This window comes from Devosia sp. (genome assembly GCF_028290625.1).
In the GTDB taxonomy this organism is placed as follows: Bacteria; Pseudomonadota; Alphaproteobacteria; order Rhizobiales; family Devosiaceae; genus Devosia.
Window position 1 is genome coordinate 1 of sequence record NZ_JAQGJM010000036.1, and the last position, 19,140, is coordinate 19,140.

Consider the following 19,140-nt stretch of genomic DNA (forward strand, 5'->3'; position numbering starts at 1 on the left):
GGCGCGCTCGGCGTCGCCCGCCTCGGCCTCTGTGCCGCCGAGGGCGCAGACCCTGCCGAGATCATGACCATGCCGGGCATCGAGCGGCTGATCACACCCGACCGCGCCCTGACTGCCGCCTATTCCGACCAATATGCGCGCTATCGCGCGCTCTATCCCGCCATCGAGGAGGCCCGCACGTGACCGATTTCTTCAAGGGTATTTCGCCCGTCAAGTTCGAGGGGCCGAGCTCCTCCAATCCGCTGGCCTTCCGGCACTACAACAAGGACGAAGTCGTCCTCGGCAAGACGATGGAAGAGCATATCCGCCCGGCCATCGCCTACTGGCACACCTTCGCCTGGGAAGGCGGCGACCCGTTCGGCGGCCGCACTTTCGATCGTCCCTGGTATGACAAGGGCCTCGAGGGCGCCAAGATCAAGGCCGACGTGGCCTTCGAGCTGTTCGACCTGCTCGATATTCCGTTCTTCTGCTTCCACGACGCCGACATCGCCCCCGAAGGCGAGACGCTGGCCGAATCCAACCGCAATGTCCGCGTCATCGGCGATATTTTTGCCAAGAAGATGCAGTCGAGCCGCACCAAGCTGCTCTGGGGCACCGCTAACCTGTTCTCCAATCGCCGCTACATGTCGGGCGCCGCGACCAATCCCGATCCGGATGTGTTCGCCTACGCCGCCGGCCAGGTGAAGAACGTGCTGGAGCTGACCCACGAACTGGGCGGCGCCAATTACGTGCTCTGGGGCGGCCGCGAGGGCTATGAAACCCTGCTCAATACCAAGATCGGCCAGGAACAGGACCAGATGGGCCGCTTCCTGCATCTCGTCATCGAGCATGCCCACAAGATCGGCTTCAAGGGCCAGATCCTGATCGAGCCAAAACCGCAGGAACCGTCCAAGCATCAGTACGATTTCGACGTCGCCACGGTCTATGGCTTCCTTCGGAAGTATGGCCTGGAAAAAGACGTGAAGTGCAATATCGAGGTCGGCCACGCCTTCCTCGCCAACCACACTTTTGAACATGAACTGGCTCTGGCCGCTTCGCTCGGCATCCTGGGTTCGGTCGACGCCAACCGCAACGATATCCAGTCCGGCTGGGATACCGACCAGTTCCCCAATTCGGTGCCGGACACGACGCTGGCTTTCTACCAGATCCTCAAGGCTGGCGGACTCAACTCCGGCGGCTGGAATTTTGATGCCAAGGTGCGCCGCCAGTCGATCGATCCGGCCGACCTGCTGCATGGCCACATCGGCGGCCTCGACGTGCTGGCCCGCTCGCTCAAGGCGGCGGCGGCCCTGATCACCGACGGCACCTACGACAAAACCTTGGATGCGCGCTATGCCGGCTGGAACACGCCCGACGGCAAGGCGATCCTCGAGGGCAAGGTCTCGCTCGCCGATCTCGCTGCCCGTGTCGATGCGCAAAACATCAACCCGCAGCCCCGCTCCGGCCAGCAGGAATACCTCGAAAACCTGATCAACCGCTTCGTCTGATCGAACTGAACCGGCCGCCCCGCAGGCGGCCGGTTCACAATTCCCCGACCGGGGGCGACAAAACGCCGCATCTGTTTTATGCTTGTCTCAGATGCAGATCAGCGTTCGCCCGACCGCCCTGTAACTCCAATGCCCGGTCCGGCGAATGGGCTCTGCACCCTTTGGTAGCGGAGAATCATAATGGCCAATTTTCACGTCATCGGCGGCACCACCGAAAGGCTGGCCCACCCCACCATTCGCAAAATTCACACTGCCGACCTGATCGACAGTCTGCGCCTCGGCATGGCCGATTTCTGGGAAAAACCGTCCCACATGGTACTGCTGGCCCTGATCTATCCCGCGGTCGCTATCGTGCTGACGGTATGGGCTTCGGGCTATTACACTTGGCCCCTGCTCTATCCGTTGCTGGGCGGCTTCGCGCTGATCGGGCCTATCGCCGCGCTCGGCCTTTATGAAATCAGCCGGCGGCGCGAACAGGGCCTCGATACCTCCTGGCAACACGCCTTCGCCGTGCTGCACTCGCCGGCTATCGGCTCCATCTTTGCGGTCGGCGTGATGCTCTTCGTCGTCTTCACTCTGTGGCTGACGGCGGCGCAAAGCCTTTACGAAAGCCTGTTCGGCTCGGCTCCACCCATGACTATCGATGTGCTGGTGCAGCAAATCCTGACCACGCCGCAGGGCTGGACCCTTATCATCGTCGGCAATCTCATCGGCCTGGCGTTCGCGGTGATCACTCTCTGCACGACCGTAGTGGCTTTTCCCTTGCTGCTCGACCGCGATGTGGGGGCAGCCGCGGCGGTCGAAACCTCGTTCCGCGCTGTCATCAAGAACCCGCTACAGATGGCGCTCTGGGGCCTGATCGTCGCGATCGGCCTGGTGCTGGGCTCGATCCCTTTGTTTGTCGGCCTCGCCGTCGTCATCCCGATTTTCGGCCATGCCACTTGGCATCTCTACCGCAAGGTCATCGAGCCGGAGGCCGCCACCATGCCAGTGCGCCGCGGCCGTGCCATGAAACCGGGAAAAACCGCCTGACCGCTGTTGGATTCTGCGCCCCAAGCCCCTAAGTTCTCGGCTTCCCCGCGGTGGCCGAGAATTTGATGGACCAGACGCCTTTCGATCCCCCCGCCGAGCCCTTGGTGCTGACGCCGATGATGGCGCAGTATTTCGAGATCAAGGCCGTCAATCCGGGCTATCTGCTGTTCTATCGCATGGGCGATTTCTACGAGCTGTTCTTCGAGGACGCCGAGATCGCCAGCGCGGCCCTGGGCATCGTTTTGACCAAGCGTGGCAAGCACTTGGGCCAGGATATCCGCATGTGCGGCGTGCCCATTCATGCCGCCAATGATTATCTCAACAAGCTGATCCGCCTCGGTCATCGGGTGGCGCTATGCGAGCAAGTCGAGGACCCCGCCGAAGCCAAGAAGCGCGGCGGCAAGTCGGTGGTCAAGCGCGACGTCGTCCGCCTGATCACGCCCGGCACGCTGACCGAGGATGATCACCTCCAGGCCCGGTCCTCCAATTATCTGGCGGCTCTTGCCATGGTGCGCCATGGCGATACCGATTTCGCCCTCGCCTGGGCCGATGTCTCGACCGGCGAAACCGCCTGCCTCGATCTGAGCGCCGAAGCCTTGCAGGACGAGCTGGCCCGCATCGATCCGGCCGAACTGCTGATGACCGAGGCGACGCGCACCACCCTGCGCGAGCGCCATCTGCTACCCCCCTCCATTGCCGCCGTGCTGTCGCTGGTGCCGGCCGAAGTCTTTGATAGTGAAGCAGCTTTAGCCCAGCTCCGGGCGACCTTCCCCGCTGATCTCTATGATCCTACCGTGCTCACCCGCGCCGCCCGCGCGGCTCTGGGCGCGCTGGTCGCCTATGTGCGCGAATCGCAAAAAGGCTTGGCTCCCGTGGCTTTGCGGCCGCCTTCCGATGCTTATGCGGCCCCGCATATGGCGATCGATCAGGCGACACGCTCGTCACTCGAAATCCTTGTCACTCAGCGCGGCCAGTCCAAGGGCTCGCTGCGCGATGCGATCGACCTAACTGTCACCGGGCCCGGTTCACGCCTGCTGGCGACCCGGCTGGCCGCTCCGCTCTGCGATGCCGCGGAGATCAATCACCGCCTCGATGCGGTCGGCGTGCTGGTTGATAATGGATTGCTGGCCGCTCGATTGCGTGCCGATCTCAAGATGGTGCCCGATCTGGCCCGCGCGCTGACCCGGCTGGCGCTCGATCGTGGCGGCCCGCGCGACCTTGCCGCAATCGGCAATTCCGTTAGCGCCTCGTTAGCATTGAGTGCGCATTTCGAGCGCATTGGGGAGCTTTCGCCGATCCTGCAGCGCTTGGCCGATTGTCTGGCCGCTGCCCCGCTCGATCTGGCCTCCGAATTGGCCCTCGCCATCGACGACGAGCCCCCCTTGCTCGCTCGCGACGGCGGGTTCGTGCGCAAGGGCTATGACGGCAAACTCGATGCTGAACGCGCCCTCGCCAGCGAAACCCGCGAGGTCGTGGCTGCCCTGCAATCGAGGCTAATCGACGAGACCGAAGTCCGTTCGCTCAAGATCCGCCATAACGGCGTTCTGGGCTATTTCGTCGAAGTCCCCGCCGGCCACGGATCGCGCCTGCTCGAAGAGCCGCTGCGCCAAACGTTCATCCATCGCCAGACGCTGGCCAACGCCATGCGCTTCACCACGGCGGAACTCGCCGATCTGGAAGGCCACATTGCCCGCGCCCATGAGGCCGCGCTCGATCTCGAACTCAAGATTTTTGCTAGCCTGCGCGCCGCCGTGCTGGCCCGTACCGATGCGCTGCGCGAACTGGCTGACGCCCTGGCCGAACTCGACGTCACGGCCGGCCTCGCCCACCTCGCCGCTACCCGAAATTATGCCCGCCCCGAAATCGACAATTCCCTTGCCTTCGATATCCGTGCCGGCCGCCACCCGGTCGTCGAGGACATGGTCGCGGCCGAAGGTCACAGCTTCGTGGCCAATGATGCGGACCTCAGCGGCTCCGACGCCATTGGCGGTGGCCGCCTCTGGCTCGTCACCGGCCCGAATATGGGTGGTAAATCCACCTTCCTGCGCCAGAACGCGCTGATCGCGATCCTCGCGCAGATGGGCAGTTTCGTGCCCGCATCCTCAGCCCATATCGGCGTCATCGACCGCGTTTTTTCCCGCGTCGGGGCCAGCGACGATATTGCCCATGGCCGTTCCACCTTTATGGTGGAAATGGTCGAAACCGCTGCCATCCTCAACCGTGCCACCCGGCGGAGCCTGGTCATTCTCGACGAAATCGGCCGCGGCACGGCCACCTTTGATGGCCTCTCCATCGCCTGGGCGGCCGTCGAGGCCTTGCACGAAACCACCGGCTGTCGCGCCCTGTTCGCGACCCATTTCCACGAATTGACCTCGCTTCAAAAGAGCTTGAGCCGGGTATCGAACGTCACCATGAAGGTGCGAGAATGGGAGGGCGATGTCGTCTTCCTGCACGAAGTGAGCGCCGGTGCCGCCGATCGTAGCTATGGCATTCAGGTTGCCCGCCTCGCGGGCCTGCCGGAGCCCGTTTTGGCCCGTGCTCGCCAGGTACTTGCCGTGCTGGAGCAGCGCTCGGCGGGCACTGCCTCTTCCGGCAGCAACGCTGCCGTGCTAGACGATTTGCCGTTGTTTGCGCACCGGCCTCCCCCGGTCAAAGCCGCGACCGACCCCGTTGCCGAAAAGCTCGACGCCGTCCGACCTGACGAAATGACCCCCAAGCAAGCCATCGAGCTGATCTACGAGTTGAAGAAAATCCGCGATGCCGCTCGCTGAAGCTGACGTCAAACCGCGAAAACCCCAGTTCGCGCTGAAATCCGCGTCCACCATCCTGGAGGAGCTTGATGCCCTGATCGGCGCCGAGCCCCCCAAGAGCGCCGCCGCGCGCGCTCTGGTGCTCGCCCATATCCGCCAGACCCTGGCCGATGCCCGCAAGAGTGCCGAAGCCGAATTGCTGGCTACCAGCAAGGGCACCCGCTGCGCCGAGAACCTGTCCTCGGCACAAGACGAAATCATCTCGGCGGTGCATCAGTTCGCCATCCGCCGCGTCTATCCGGTCGATAATCCCTCCGGCGCCGAAGCCATCGCGCTGGCCGCCGTCGGCGGTTACGGCCGTGGCACCCTGGCCCCCGGCTCCGATATCGATCTGCTGTTCATCCTGCCCTACAAGCAGACGCCCTGGGGCGAGCAGGTCACCGAATATATCCTCTACATGCTGTGGGACTTGGGCCAGAAAGTCGGCCACGCCGTGCGTTCGGTCGACGAGTGCATCCGCATGGCCCGCGCCGATATGACCGTGCGCACCGCGACGCTCGAAGCGCGTTTCCTGACCGGCGAAATGGGCCTGTTCAAGCAGCTCGTGCATCGCTTCGAAACCGAAATCATGCCCCGCACCGGGCCCGAATTCATTGCCGCCAAGATGGCCGAGCGCGACGAACGCCACCGCATCATGGGCAATACCCGCTATGTGGTCGAGCCCAATATCAAGGACGGCAAGGGCGGGCTGCGCGATCTCAATACCCTGTTCTGGATCGGCAAATATTTCTACCAGGTCAAGACCAGCCATGAGCTGATCGCCAAGGGCGTGCTCAGCACCGCCGAATATCGCCTGTTCTCGCGCGCCGAGGACTTTTTGTGGGCGGTGCGCTGCCACCTGCATTTCCTCACCAACCGCGCCGAGGACAAGCTGACCTTCGACGTGCAGCCAGACCTGGCCCAGCGCATGGGCTATGCCGAGCGTGTCGGCATGCTGGGCGTCGAGCGCTTCATGAAGCGCTATTTCCTGGTCGCCAAGGATGTCGGCGACCTGACCCGCATTTTCTGCGCCAGCCTCGAATTCAACCACGCCAAGGACATGGACCTGATCGGCCGCGTCTTCGCGCCGTTCCGCTCGGGTAAATCCAAGATTAAGGGCGAGACCGATTTCGTCCTGGATACCGGCCGCCTCAACATCGCCCGGCCGGACGTGTTCGAAAAAGACCCCATCAATCTGATCAAGATGTTTCTGGTGGCGGGTCGCGAAGAACTGCTGTTCCATCCCGATGCGATCAAGGAAATCACCCGCTCGCTGGCCCTGATCGACAACAATCTGCGCCACGATCCCAAGGCCAACAGCTATTTCCTGACCATCCTGACCGCCCCGCTCTCGGTCGAGCGCATCCTGCGCCAGATGAACGAAAGCGGCGTACTCGGCAAGTTCGTGCCCGATTTCGGCAAGATCGTCGCCCTGATGCAGTTCAACATGTACCACCACTATACAGTGGACGAGCATCTGATCCGCGCCGTCGGCGTCATGGCCCAGATCGCCAATGGCGGGTTGCGCGACGAACTGCCCCTGACCCACGAATTGCTGCCCCAGCTCAACGATACGCGCCTGCTCTATGTGGCACTGTTCCTGCACGATATCGCCAAGGGTCGCCCCGAAGATCACTCCATTGCCGGCGCCCGCATCGCCAAGAAGCTGTGCCCGCGCTTCGGCCTCAGCGCCGCCGAAACCGATACCGTTTCCTGGCTGATCGAATATCACCTGCTGATGAGTGAAATCGCCCAAGCCCGCGATATCCAGGACCCCGAAACCGCCAAAGCCTTTGCCGATGTGGTGCAATCGCCGCAACGCCTGGCCCTGCTGATGATCCTGACGGCCTGCGATATCCGCGCCGTTGGGCCGGGCGTCTGGAGCGGCTGGAAGGGCAGCCTGCTGCGCGCGCTCTACTACGCCACCGAGCCGCTGCTGTCGGGCGGCCATTCCCAAGTCACCCAGTCCGACCGCATCGGCGCCGCCCGCCACGAACTGGCCCAGGCGCTCGACGGATGGTCACCCGCCGATATCGCCACCTATACGGCGCGCCATTACGATCACTACTGGCTGCGTGCCGAGCCGGAATTGCAGGTCGAACATGCCCGCATGATCCGCCATGCCGATATGGCCGACCAGCCCTTTGCCGGCTCGATCCGCATCAAGGCCTTCGAGGGCATTACCGAGGTTTCGTTCTATACGCCGGATCACCCCCGCCTGCTGTCGCTGATCGCCGGTGCCTGTACCATGCAGGATGCATCTATCATTGGGGCGCAGATTTTCTCCACCCGCGACGGCCGCGCCATCGACACGTTCCGCCTGCGCCGCGCCTTCGCGTCGGACGAGGACGAAAAGGTCCGCGCCACCCGCATCATCGATACGGTCAAGCAGCTCCTGCAGGGCAAGCGCACCATCCTGATCGATCTGGGCAAGGATTCGCGCCACAACCGCCGCCTAAAACCCTTCGCGCTGCCGGCGCAGGTTAGCGTCTCCAATGCGTTATCGGAAAAGTTCACCGTCATCGAGGTCTCGGGCCTTGACCGCACCGGTCTCCTGCACGCGCTGACCCGCGAAATTTCCGATCTCAATCTCACCATTGGCTCGGCCCATATCGGCACCTATGGCGAAAAGGCCGTCGACGTTTTCTACGTCACCGACCTGACCGGCCAGAAAATCGCCAGCAAGCCCCGCCAGCGCAAAATCCACGACGCCCTGATGGCCGTATTCCACGCCAAGCCCGCCGAAGAGCGCGCGAAGGTCGTCAATGGGTGATATGCCCACTCTGTGCCACGCCCTCGTGGTTCGAGGGTCGCTGCGCTCCCGCCTCACCATGAGGACTACTGGAAACGCCGCTTCTGAAGTAGCCCTCATGGTGAGGTGCGAGCACTTCGCGAGCCTCGAACCACGAGGGCGTGGCGCGATGCTCCCATGAGCCTCTACCGCAACTTCATCAATGTTGGCGTTCTGACCCTGGGCAGCCGCGTTTTCGGCTTCGCCCGCGACGCCCTGATGGCCGCCGTGCTCGGCACCAGCCCCGCCGCCGACGCCTTCGCGGCCGCCTTCCGCTTTCCCAACCTGTTCCGGCGCCTGTTTGCCGAAGGGGCCTTCAACACCGCCTTCGTGCCGATGTTCTCGACCGCGCTGGAGCGCGACGGCGCCGAGTCGGCCAAATTGCTCGCCGCCAAGATCATGAGCTGGCTGGTCACCGCCATCCTGATCATCACCATCCTGTTCGAAATCTTCATGCCGCAGATCACCGTGTTCTTCGTGCCCGGCTTCGTCGACGATCCGGACAAGTTCGAACTGACCGTGTTCCTCACCCGCATCATGTTTCCGTACCTCGCCTGCATGTCGCTGATGGCAGCCTATGGGGCCATTTTGAACACGCTGGGCCGCTTCTTCGCCGCCGCCTTCGCGCCAATCCTGCTGAACATCGTCAACATCGCCGCGCTCGTCCCCTTGGCCATCATTGCGCTGGACAATCCCGCCGATACCGCCTTCTGGGTCGCCATCGCCACCATGCTGGGCGGCATTGCGCAGTTGATGCTGGTCTATTGGGCCATCCGCCGCGCCGGCTTCGTGCCGCGTATCGGCCTGCCGCGTTTCGATCCCGAAGTGCGTCGCTTCTGGATCTTGGCCATTCCGGCAATTTTGACCGGCGGCATCACCCAGATCAACATCATCGTCGGCACCACGATCGCGTCGGGCGCCTCGGGCGCTATCGCCATTCTGGGATTGGCCGATCGGCTCTACCAGTTGCCGTTGGGTATCGTTGGCATCGCCATCGGCACCGTGCTGCTGCCCGAACTCAGCCGCCATATCGGTGCCGGCCGTGACCGGGAGGCGCGCTCCAGCCAGAGCCAGTCACTGCTGCTCTCCATGCTGCTCTCCATGCCCGCAGCCACGGCCCTGATCGGCCTCGCCACGCCCATCGTGCGCGTGCTTTACGAGCGCGGCCTGTTCACTCCTGCCGATACCATTGCCGTGTCCCAGGCTCTGATCGGGTTCGCGATCGGCCTGCCCGCCTATGTGCTGATCCGCGTGCTGCAGCCCGGCTATTTTTCGCGCAAGGACACCATGACGCCGACGATTTTCGCCGGCATTTCGGTCGTCGCCAATATCGGCCTGTCGCTCTGGTTGTTCCCCAGCCTGACCTATGTGGGCATCGCCCTGGCCACCACCATCGCAGCCTGGCTCAATGCGATCCTGCTCGCAGTCTTTCTCGCCGTTCGCGGCCATTTCGCCCTCACCCGCGACGAGTGGCGCAATCACATCAAGATCATCGCCATCAGCCTGCTGATGGGCGGCGTGCTCTATCTCTTCGGCGTGCGCGGCGCTCACCTGCTGGCCACCGGCAACCCGATCTATATCCAGGCCAGCGTTCTTGCCGCGTTGGTGGTGTTCGGCATGGCGCTGTATTTCACCCTGATCCACATCTCCGGCGCCCAGCCGCTCGGCCTGCTGCTTCGGCGCCTGCGCCGGGCGGGCTAATCGCAATCCAGGCTTGTGAACGGCTAGGCGACTGCTAAATAGTCGCAACCGACTTTTTCTGAACTGCTAGGCTCACTTTCATGGCTTTTACCCCACGCGTCTTTTCGGGCATCAAACCCTCCGGCGATCTGCATCTGGGCAATTATCTCGGCGCCATTCGCCGCTTCGTGCCGCTGCAGGAAACCCATGAAACCCTCTATTGCGTGGTCGATATGCACGCCATCACCGTGTGGCAGGACCCCGAAGACCTCAAGCGTTGGACCTATGAGATCGCCGCGGCCTATATCGCCTCCGGCCTCGATCCCAGCAAATCGATCATCTTCAACCAGTCCCAGGTGATGGAGCATGCCGAGCTGAGCTGGATTTTCAACTGCGTCGCCCGCGTGGGTTGGATGGAGCGGATGACCCAGTTCAAGGACAAATCCGGCGAAAACAGCGAGAATGTTTCGCTGGGCCTGTTCGCTTATCCGTCGCTGATGGCCGCCGATATCCTGCTCTATAAAACCACCGGCGTGCCGGTTGGGGATGACCAGAAGCAGCATCTGGAATTGACGCGCGATATCGCCAAGAAGTTTAATCACGATTTCCGCAAGCAGATCAAGGATTTGGGGTTCGACGAAGATTACTTCCCGATCACCGAAACGCTGGCCACTGGACCCGCCATGCGCGTGAAAAGCCTCAAGGACGGTGCGCGCAAGATGAGCAAGTCGGACGCCTCCGACATGTCGACGATCTATATGATGGACGATGCCGATACGATCGCCAAGAAGATCAAGCGCGCCACCAGCGACGCCGCGCCGCTGCCGGAAACCGCCGATGGTCTCGCCGGCCGGGCCGAGGCCGAAAACCTCGTCGGCATCTTCGCCGCGCTCTCCAACCGCTCGGTCGATGACGTTCTCATCGAGTTCGGCGGCAAGGGCTGGGGCGCGTTCAAGCCGGCACTGGCCGATCTGGCTGTCTCGGTGCTGGCGCCCATCGCGGGCGAGATGCAGCGTCTGGTCGGCGATCGCGGCGAGATGGATCGCATCCTGCGCGACGGCGCCGCGCGTGCTCGCGCCATTGCCCAACCCACAATGGACGAAGTTCGCCGCATCGTCGGCTTCATTCGGTAGGAGTTTTCCGTGGTCGAACACAGCGAATACCGGCGCAAATTCCTTGTCGTCATCGACGAAACGCCCGAATGCGACCGCGCCCTGACCTTTGCGGCCTACCGCACCAAGCGCACCGGCGGCACGGTCGTGCTGATGAGCGTCGTGGAGCCCCCCGGCTTTGTCGGCCTGGGCGTCGAGGATGTGCTGCGCGCCGAGGCCGTCGAGGAGGCCGAACGCAATCTCGACGTGCGCCTAGCCCGTCTCAGGGACATCGGCGACATCAAGGTGGAATCGGTCATTCGAGAGGGTGACGCGGCCGAGCAGATCGAGCGGGTCATCGGCGAAGACCGCGATATTGCCATCCTGGCGCTCGCGGCCTCCGTCTCCGCCGACGGCCCCGGCCCACTGGTGCTGCATTTCGCCAACCGCGCCAACGCCTTGCCCATCCCACTCACCATCGTGCCCGGCCGCATGACCGATGAGGAAATCATCGCCATCTGCTAGGCCGAATCCCCCTTGCTTCCGCGCCCAAAAACACTATTTTAGAAGCATTCTAATTCTTACCGCGCCCTTGCCGCGAGGATACGTCCATGTTCATTCAGACCGAAGCCACGCCCAATCCGGCGACCCTGAAGTTCCTGCCCGGCCGCGACGTGCTTGAAGGTGAACCGCGCGATTTCCGCAATCCGGAAGCCGCTGCCATCTCGCCGCTGGCGATGGGCCTGTTCGCCATTTCCGGCGTCAGTGGCGTGTTCTTGGGCTCCGATTTTATCTCGGTGACCAAGGACGACACCAATTGGGCCCATATCAAGCCCGCCATTTTGGGCGTCATCATGGACCATTTCCTCTCCGGCAAGCCGGTGATCATGGAAAACACCTCGGGCGTGGCCGAGGAAACCTATGGCGGCGAAGAATTCTTCGAACCCGAAGACAGCGAAACCGTCGAAGTGATCAAGGAATTGCTGTCGACGCGCGTCCGCCCAGCGGTGGCGATGGACGGCGGCGACATCATCTTCAAGGGCTATAAGGAAGGCACCGTGTTCCTGCACATGCAGGGTGCATGTTCTGGTTGCCCCTCCTCGACCGCGACGCTCAAGAACGGCATCGAAAACCTGCTCCGCCATTTCGTCCCCGGCGTCGAAGCCGTGCAGCAGGTCTGATCGCCTCATCTGCCACGTCATCGCCATGCTACAAAAGCCCGGATCGCTCCGGGCTTTTTTGCTTTGTCTCGCTCTCACCCACCCACTGATCTTCCCGCGGACTTGATCCGCGGGCCACTCTCAACACGGCACAAGCGGAAAGTGATCCCCGGATCAAGTCCGGGGACAGATCGTGGGTGTGGCTGCGGCTGTGGCTGTCTGCGCGTGGGTGTGGCTGTGACTGTAGATATGGATGCAGCCGAGCTAAGCTAAACTGAGCGTGGCGGCAGCCACTTCTTCTCGACCTTGCACACCATCGTATAGGCCGGATCGAACACATTGCCGACTTCGTAGCGCACCACCTGCCCTAGCAGATGGCTCACCGCCGTGGCGCTCAGCCCATAATCGGCCACCAGCCAGTCCATCATTTCGGTCGTCGCATGCTGTAGCGCCTGTTCGAGCGGGCGTGCATTGCCCACGGTGAAGATCGCATCGGCCGTCTCGCCGCGCGGCCAGACCTGCTTGCGCGCCTTGACCACGCTCAGCCGCACTTCGACCTCGAACGCCGTCTCCACCCCGTTGCCGACGATCTCGCCATCGCCCTGGATGGCGTGGCAATCGCCGAGGAAAAACAGCGCACCGGGCACCGCCACCGGAAACCACACAGTCGTGCCCGGCCCAAAGCCGCGGTAATCCATATTGCCGCCGTTCTCGGCGCTGGTGGCGGTCGAAAATGCCTGCCCCAGTTTTGGCGCCACCCCGAAGCAGCCAATCATTGGCTCCAGCGGCAACACCAGATGCTCGAGTCCGGCCACCGGCTGCTCCAGCCGCGCCGTGCCGTTCTCGATAATCCATTGCACCCGATCCGGCGATGGCAAAGTCCGCACGCGTTCCGGATCGACCACGTTCCCGGCCAGTACCGCGCGGGTCCAGCCGCGGTCCCGGATCGGCGTCATCCGTACGATCTTGACGCACAGCGCATCGCCCGGCTGCGCGCCGGCAACAAAAATCGGCCCGTTCATCGGATTGGGACCGTGGGCGCGGCTGATCCCGTCCTTGTCGAGCCCGGCCGCGTCCAGCGTCTGCGTGACCACGCTGTCGCCATCCGCAATGGTCAAGGCCGCCGGCAGCGTCCCCAGCACATTGTGCCATACGCTGGGTTCCAGCCGATGCAAGGTCATGGTCTACTCCGCTGCCGCCGCTTTTTCGCTGTCGCTGCGCTGGTCGGTGATTGCCAGCGTTTCGGTTACGCCCGACTTACGGCGAATGCGCAGCCGCTTGATGCGCCGGCTATCGGCCGCCAGCACTTCGAATTCAAAACCCTCGAGCCGCGTCACCTTTTCGCCGCGCTTGGGCACATGGCCAGCCAGATCGAACACCAGCCCGCCAATCGTGTCGACCTCGTCGCCAAATTCGCCCGGATCGAAATCCGGCCCGATCAGCGTGCGCACATCGCTGAGCTCGGCCCGTGCATCAGCGATATAGGTATCGGCGCCCACCTTGCGGATCAACGCCGCTTCCAGCTCGTCGTGCTCGTCCTCGATATCGCCGACCACGGCCTCCAGCAGGTCTTCGATGGTCACGAGCCCATCGGTGCCGCCATATTCATCCACCACGATCGCCATATGCACGCGCGATGCGCGCATCGATTGCAGCAGATCCCCCACCGGCATGGTGGTGGGCACGAACATAGCCGTGCGCAGCAGGTCGAGCCTGTTGATTTTCTGTTTCAGCGCCGCCGACACCAGCTTGACCGGAATGTCCTTGCTCGGATCGGTCACCGGCTCGGTGATGCGTTGCAGTGCGTCCTTGACGTGGATGAAGCCGATAATGTTATCCAGCCCGTCCTCGTAGATCGGCATGCGCGAATGCCCGACCTGGCGGAACTTCCCCAGCAGAGCGCCTAGGTTAATATCAATACCGGCTGCCTGTATGTCGCTCCGCTCCACCATCACGTCGGCAACCGACACGTTGGAGAGCTTGAGCACGTTCTGCAGGATGGTCCGCTCGCTCTCCGAAAAATCGGCGGCTTCGGCGCTCCCCTGCTCGTCGAGGGCCACCTGCAGGTCGTCGCGCAACGAGACCGTGCCGCGGGCCAGCATGGCGCGGAAGCGGTTCCAGATCGATTGCCCCCGCGCTGGCGCGGAGGCGGGACTAGAAGGAGGCTCGGGATTTTCGGGTGCGCGCGGCACCATACTGTCGCTGTCGTTCATGGTTCCACGCCGCCAGAGGCAGCTTTTCTATCAGAAAATCGGGCGGTCTTAGTCCGCATAAGGGTCTTCCACCCCCAGCTTAGCCAATATCTGGGTTTCGAGGCTCTCCATTTGAAGGGCCTCTTCGTCGTTCATATGATCATAACCCAGTATATGCAGAAAGCCATGCACCACCAAATGGGTAAAGTGGTCGGCAAAACTCTTGTCCAGATCGGCCGCTTCGCGCTCCAGCGTTTCGCGCGCTAGCGTGATATCGCCCAGGATGCCCACGACCGGTCCAAACGGTTCGATCTGGGGAAAGCTCAACACATTGGTCGAGCTATCCTTGCCGCGCCATTGCTTGTTGAGCTCGTGCTGCTCTTCGTCATTGGTGAGCAGGATCGACAGTTCCGCCGCGCCCTTGACCTTGGCCTTGCTCTGCTTGAGCGCTTCCAGCACGGCGCGCTCGGCCAGAGGATCGAGATCCTCCGGCCAGGCTTCATCGTTGCGGATGACGGCGATATCGAGCGGCGAAGCGGTCAGCGCGCCACTCCCTCGGTGAGTTTTTCTTTCACCTTGCGGGCGGTATCGGCCTCGTAGGCGCGCACGATGCGCCCAACCAGAGCGTGGCGCACCACGTCCTTGTCGTTGAAGCGGCTGATATGCACGCCCTCGACGCCGTCGAGCAAATCCACGGCTTCCACCAGCCCGGATTTCTCGCCGCGCGGCAGATCGACCTGGGTCGGATCGCCGGTAACGATCATTTTCGAGTTCTCGCCCAACCGGGTCAAAAACATCTTCATCTGCATTGAGGTGGTGTTTTGCGCCTCGTCGAGGATGACGACGGCATTGGCGAGCGTACGGCCGCGCATGAAGGCCAGCGGCGCGACTTCGATAATGCCTGAGGTCAGGCACCGCTCGACGTTTTCCGGCTTCATCATGTCGTAAAGCGCGTCATAGAGTGGGCGCAGGTAAGGATCGACCTTTTCCTTCATGTCACCCGGCAGGAAGCCTAGGCGCTCGCCGGCTTCGACAGCCGGGCGCGACAGGATGATGCGATTGATATCGCCGCGTTCGAGCAGGCTGGCGGCATGCGCCACCGCCAGGTAGGTTTTGCCGGTACCGGCCGGGCCCACTCCGAACACCAGTTCGGAGCGCTCCATCGACCGCATATAGGCGTCCTGCGCCGGCGTGCGGGCCACCACGGTGGATTTGCGCGTGGCGATCTGGGCCATGCGCACCTTGCCCTTGCGCTCCAGCGTCGGCAGGGTGAGCTGGCTGTCTTCGGTCTCGATCATGCGGATGACACCATCGACGTCGGAAATCTCAACCGATCGGCCTTCTTCCAAGACGCCATAAAGCGATTCCAGCACGCGGCGCGCCTGGTCGACGCTGCTTGCAGCGCCTTTGATCAGCACATGATTGCCGCGCGGGGTTGCCGAAACCTTCAGCCGCTGTTCGATCAAGGCCAGGTTCTGGTCGAAATCGCCGTACAACTGGGCGGCGAGCCGATTGTCTTCAAAAGCGAGTTCAAGTTGGGATGCGAGTGCGTTGTCTGCGGTCGGGGACAAATGCCTGCTCAAACTGGAATGGCTCCACGATGACGTGGCGCGGGTTGCCCCGCGCTCGGGGGAACACGGTGCGGGCTTGCACCGCGTCAGACTCAAGAGGCTAGGCGGATTTGCGTTCCATGTCTGTAGCAATATTGTGACGCTCCAGCCCGGCCGCAAGGCGGCAAAATCGCTCCAGTTGAGCGATTTTAGGGCTGGAGGCCATGAGAGCTATGCTCGAATGACCCGGCGGCGACAACTAGCCGGGGCCAATCAGGCTAGGCTTGACACCGAGAGACCATTTGTAACAATAAGTGTTACATGAGTAACGACGACGCTTTGCCCGCCGCAAACGCCTTCAATGCCGGCCATGCACGATCTTACGCCGAAGGCCCGCCCCGCCAGGTTCCGGGCTTTGCCGGCCTGCAGCGAATGACCTCGATGCTGCTGGCCGAGCGCGTCTCTGCCGAGGGTAAAGTGCTGGTACTGGGGGCAGGGGGCGGCCTGGAATTAAAGACCCTCGCCGACGATCACCCCGCTTGGACCTTTGTGGGCGTCGACCCCTCGGCCGACATGCTTGCGATGGCCGCTCAAATCGTTGAGCCGCATGCTGACCGCATCCACCTGCAGCAGGGCTATATCGACTCCGCCCCGATCGGCCCATTCGACGGCGCAACTTGCCTGCTGACGCTGCATTTCGTGCCTCGGGACCAGCGTCTCCACACCCTACGTGAAGTCCATCGCCGCCTGCTGCCCGGCTCGCCGTTCGTGGTCGCCCACATCAGTTTTCCGCAAACCGAGCCCGAGCGCTCCCTCTGGATCGCCCGCCACGTCGCCTTCGGGAGCACCGACCCCGCCAATGTGGAAAGCGCCAAACAGGCGATCGGCACCAGGCTCTCCATCCTGTCGCCCGAGGACGATGAAGCCCTGCTCCGCGAGGCCGGATTTTCCGATGTCAGCCTGTTCTATGCCGGCCTGAGTTTCAAAGGCTGGGTGGCCTACGCTTAGGCCGCCTGCGCCACTTTGAGCCGTCCCACCAGCGAATTGGTGCTGGTGCCGACGATCTCCACCTGATGGATCGCGCCGATCAGGTCCGGGCTCCCGTCCAGATGCACCGCCTGCAGGTAAGGTGAGCGTCCGCCGACCTGACCAGGCATCCGCCCGGGCCGCTCGATCAGCACCGGCATGGTCTTGCCGACGCAGGCGGCATGGAATGCCGTGGTCTGCGCATTGACCAGGTCCTGCAGCCGATGCAGCCGCTCGGTCTTGACCTCTTCGGCGATCTGGCCGCCCAGGTTCGCGCCCGGCGTGCCGGGGCGGGTGGAATATTTGAATGAATAGGCCGACGCGTAACCCACCTCGCGGATAATGCTCAGCGTGGCCTCGAAATCCTGATCCGTCTCGCCCGGAAACCCGACGATGAAATCGCCCGATAGCGCCATGTCCGGCCGCGCGGTCTTTATCCGCTCGATGGTGCGTAGATACTCGGCGGCCGTATGCCGCCGGTTCATTGCCTTGAGCATGGTGTCGGAGCCCGACTGTACCGGCAGGTGCAGATAGGGCATCAGGATATCGAGGTCGCGGTGCGCGGCGATCAGCGCATCGTCCATGTCGCGCGGGTGGCTGGTGGTGTAGCGCACGCGTTCCAGCCCGGCGATATCGGCCAAGAGGAAGGCCAGCTCGCCCAGCCCGACCGTGCGGCCGGTGGCGTCCAGCCCGTGATAGGCATTCACATTCTGCCCCAGCAGCGTGATTTCCTTGACCCCTGCGGCGACTAAATTGCGCGCTTCTGTTAGCACTTGGTTAACCGGACGGGACACTTCCGAGCCGCGCGTATAGGGCACGACACAGAACGAGCAGAACTTGTCGCAGCCTTCCTGCACCGTCAGGAACGCCGTCAGCCCGCGCTTGATGGTGACTTCCTTGGAAGCCGCCGGCAGGTGCTCGAATTTGTCCTCTTCGGGATAATCGGTATCCACCACTGCCCGCTTTTGGCTGGGATGCAGGCTCCGGCGTGATGTGGCTTCGCTCAGCATCTCGGGCAGCCGATGATAGCTCTGCGGCCCGAACACCATGTCGACCACCGGCGCACGCCGGGCGATTTCCTCGCCCTCAGCCTGCGCCACGCAACCCGCGACCCCGATCATCAGGTCAGCCCCGGCAGCGCGCCGCAGATTTTGCAGTTCCTGCATCCGTCCGAGCTCGGAAAACACCTTTTCCGAGGCCTTTTCGCGGATATGGCAGGTGTTGAGCAGCACCAGGTCGGCGTTCATGATGTCGCCGGTCGGCTCATAGCCGTGCGGCGCCAGGGCGTCGGCCATGCGGTCGCTGTCATAGACGTTCATCTGGCACCCGTAGGTCTTGATGAACAGCTTCTTGGTATTGGCGATAATCTCGGTCATGGCCGCTCTTTACCAGAGACTCCCGGCGGCCGCAAAGCTTGGCGCAACCTTGCCGGCGCTGCCCCGTTGACCAAGGGACAGCCAAAGGAGGTCATCATGACCGAAGCGCAAAAAACCACGCCCGGCGCCGCCGCCCTCAAGGACGGCAAGAAGCCCGGCCCCAAGGACGCCCCGGTGCAGGTTCGCCCTGCCGGCAAGGACTCCCACGCCGACAAACCCAAGAATTGGGACAAGACCGACGAGGCGCTGGACGAGAGTTTCCCCTCGAGCGATCCCACCGCCAAGTATTGAGATCTGGTCGCAGTCCACCGGTTGTGACCACAAACGGAGGCATTCCCGCGCAGGCGGGAACCTCCGTTTTCTTTTGGGCAGCGCAAACAGAGGTTCCCGCCTGCGCGGGAATGACCCGGGTGGTGCGGAAGGATTTTGCCCGGCGCTGCCTCGCCTCGCCGCTATTCAATAAATTCTGGCGTTCCCGGCCCTTTTGCCCTATATGCAGCCCAACTTTGGCTCAATGGGCTTGAAGTTTTCACGGCCCCACCTGGACGACATCCCTGCTGGGGCGACCCATCCTCTTTTGAAAGGATATACCGATGTCGATTACTGCTGAGCGCAAGACCGAACTGATCGGCGAATACGCCACCAAGGCCAATGATACCGGCTCGCCGGAAGTCCAGGTCGCGATCCTGTCGGAACGTATTGCCAACCTCACCGAGCACTTCAAGGGCCACGCCAAGGATAACCATTCCCGTCGCGGTCTGCTCCGTCTGGTCTCGACCCGCCGCCGCCTTCTCGACTACGTCAAGAAGATCGACGATGCGCGTTACAAGACCCTGATCGAGCGTCTCGGCCTGCGTCGCTAGTCGACGCGGTTCTGAATTGCGGATGCGGGGGAAACTCTCCGCATTCGCCTTCGCCCCAGCCATGAAATGGCGCAAGTGGGCGGAAGCGTAGACCGGCGATTGC

The 19,140-nt window shown here is 62.8% G+C and carries 16 protein-coding genes and 1 pseudogene; 12 read left to right on the plus strand and 5 right to left on the minus strand.

The genetic code is table 11. The annotated features are described in order from the left end of the window. The 9 genes and pseudogenes from JWR51_RS19890 to JWR51_RS19930 all read left to right on the plus strand — a co-directional run. Positions 1-183, plus strand: a pseudogene (locus JWR51_RS19890) (xylulokinase); the annotation flags it as partial. Further along, a complete protein-coding gene (gene xylA, locus JWR51_RS19895) occupies positions 180-1,487 on the plus strand; it encodes a xylose isomerase (RefSeq protein ID WP_299751689.1) in 1,308 nt (435 codons plus the stop codon). The pseudogene JWR51_RS19890 and the gene xylA, both read left to right, overlap by 4 nt. A gap of 180 nt (positions 1,488-1,667) precedes the next feature. Beyond that, a complete protein-coding gene (locus JWR51_RS19900) occupies positions 1,668-2,519 on the plus strand; it encodes a DUF2189 domain-containing protein (protein ID WP_299751692.1) in 852 nt (283 codons plus the stop codon). A 65-nt stretch (positions 2,520-2,584) separates the two neighbouring features. Then, complete coding sequence (mutS, locus tag JWR51_RS19905; protein ID WP_299751695.1) at positions 2,585-5,290, plus strand: DNA mismatch repair protein MutS; 2,706 nt, start codon at positions 2,585-2,587, stop codon at positions 5,288-5,290. Continuing rightward, positions 5,277-8,081 carry a [protein-PII] uridylyltransferase gene (locus JWR51_RS19910; RefSeq protein ID WP_299751698.1) on the plus strand — a complete coding sequence of 935 codons (2,805 nt, stop codon included), beginning with the start codon at positions 5,277-5,279 and terminating at the stop codon, positions 8,079-8,081. Before mutS ends, JWR51_RS19910 begins: the two co-directional genes overlap by 14 nt. Positions 8,082-8,237: 156 nt before the next feature. Then, positions 8,238-9,800, plus strand: coding sequence for a murein biosynthesis integral membrane protein MurJ (gene murJ, locus JWR51_RS19915; RefSeq protein ID WP_299751701.1), 1,563 nt, complete (start codon positions 8,238-8,240; stop codon positions 9,798-9,800). A gap of 80 nt (positions 9,801-9,880) precedes the next feature. Continuing rightward, positions 9,881-10,912, plus strand: a complete 1,032-nt coding sequence (gene trpS / locus JWR51_RS19920) for a tryptophan--tRNA ligase (protein ID WP_299751704.1) — start codon at positions 9,881-9,883, stop codon at positions 10,910-10,912. Between the two features lie 9 nt (positions 10,913-10,921). Continuing rightward, on the plus strand, positions 10,922-11,395 hold the full coding sequence (locus tag JWR51_RS19925; protein ID WP_299751707.1) for a universal stress protein: 474 nt from the start codon (positions 10,922-10,924) through the stop codon (positions 11,393-11,395). Positions 11,396-11,481: 86 nt separating this feature from the next. Beyond that, positions 11,482-12,051 carry a NifU family protein gene (locus JWR51_RS19930; protein WP_299751710.1) on the plus strand — a complete coding sequence of 190 codons (570 nt, stop codon included), beginning with the start codon at positions 11,482-11,484 and terminating at the stop codon, positions 12,049-12,051. Positions 12,052-12,299: 248 nt separating this feature from the next. Here the strand turns inward: JWR51_RS19930 and JWR51_RS19935 are convergent, their stop codons facing one another. The 4 genes from JWR51_RS19935 to JWR51_RS19950 are packed head-to-tail and all read right to left on the minus strand — an operon-like array spanning position 12,300 to position 15,793. Beyond that, positions 12,300-13,211 carry an acetamidase/formamidase family protein gene (locus JWR51_RS19935; RefSeq protein WP_299751713.1) on the minus strand — a complete coding sequence of 304 codons (912 nt, stop codon included), beginning with the start codon at positions 13,209-13,211 and terminating at the stop codon, positions 12,300-12,302. A gap of 3 nt (positions 13,212-13,214) precedes the next feature. Beyond that, positions 13,215-14,243 carry a hemolysin family protein gene (locus JWR51_RS19940; RefSeq protein ID WP_299751716.1) on the minus strand — a complete coding sequence of 343 codons (1,029 nt, stop codon included), beginning with the start codon at positions 14,241-14,243 and terminating at the stop codon, positions 13,215-13,217. Positions 14,244-14,291: 48 nt separating this feature from the next. Continuing rightward, positions 14,292-14,765 (minus strand): rRNA maturation RNase YbeY, encoded by a 474-nt coding sequence (gene ybeY, locus JWR51_RS19945; protein ID WP_299751910.1) that lies wholly within the window; start codon positions 14,763-14,765, stop codon positions 14,292-14,294. Beyond that, positions 14,762-15,793 (minus strand): PhoH family protein, encoded by a 1,032-nt coding sequence (locus tag JWR51_RS19950; protein ID WP_299751719.1) that lies wholly within the window; start codon positions 15,791-15,793, stop codon positions 14,762-14,764. Before JWR51_RS19950 ends, ybeY begins: the two co-directional genes overlap by 4 nt. 300 nt (positions 15,794-16,093) lie before the next feature. On the opposite strand from JWR51_RS19950, the gene JWR51_RS19955 reads away from it, so the two are divergent. Next, positions 16,094-16,780 carry a class I SAM-dependent methyltransferase gene (locus tag JWR51_RS19955; protein ID WP_299751722.1) on the plus strand — a complete coding sequence of 229 codons (687 nt, stop codon included), beginning with the start codon at positions 16,094-16,096 and terminating at the stop codon, positions 16,778-16,780. Here JWR51_RS19955 and miaB read toward each other — a convergent pair. Beyond that, positions 16,777-18,174 (minus strand): tRNA (N6-isopentenyl adenosine(37)-C2)-methylthiotransferase MiaB, encoded by a 1,398-nt coding sequence (miaB, locus tag JWR51_RS19960; RefSeq protein WP_299751725.1) that lies wholly within the window; start codon positions 18,172-18,174, stop codon positions 16,777-16,779. The genes JWR51_RS19955 and miaB overlap by 4 nt on opposite strands. Positions 18,175-18,270: 96 nt before the next feature. Between miaB and JWR51_RS19965 the strand changes: the two genes are divergently transcribed. Then, positions 18,271-18,465: a hypothetical protein gene (locus JWR51_RS19965; protein WP_299751728.1), complete on the plus strand. Its 195-nt coding sequence runs from the start codon at positions 18,271-18,273 to the stop codon at positions 18,463-18,465. Between the two features lie 302 nt (positions 18,466-18,767). Next, positions 18,768-19,037 (plus strand): 30S ribosomal protein S15, encoded by a 270-nt coding sequence (gene rpsO, locus JWR51_RS19970; protein ID WP_299727505.1) that lies wholly within the window; start codon positions 18,768-18,770, stop codon positions 19,035-19,037. The last annotated feature ends 103 nt before the right edge of the window (positions 19,038-19,140 follow it).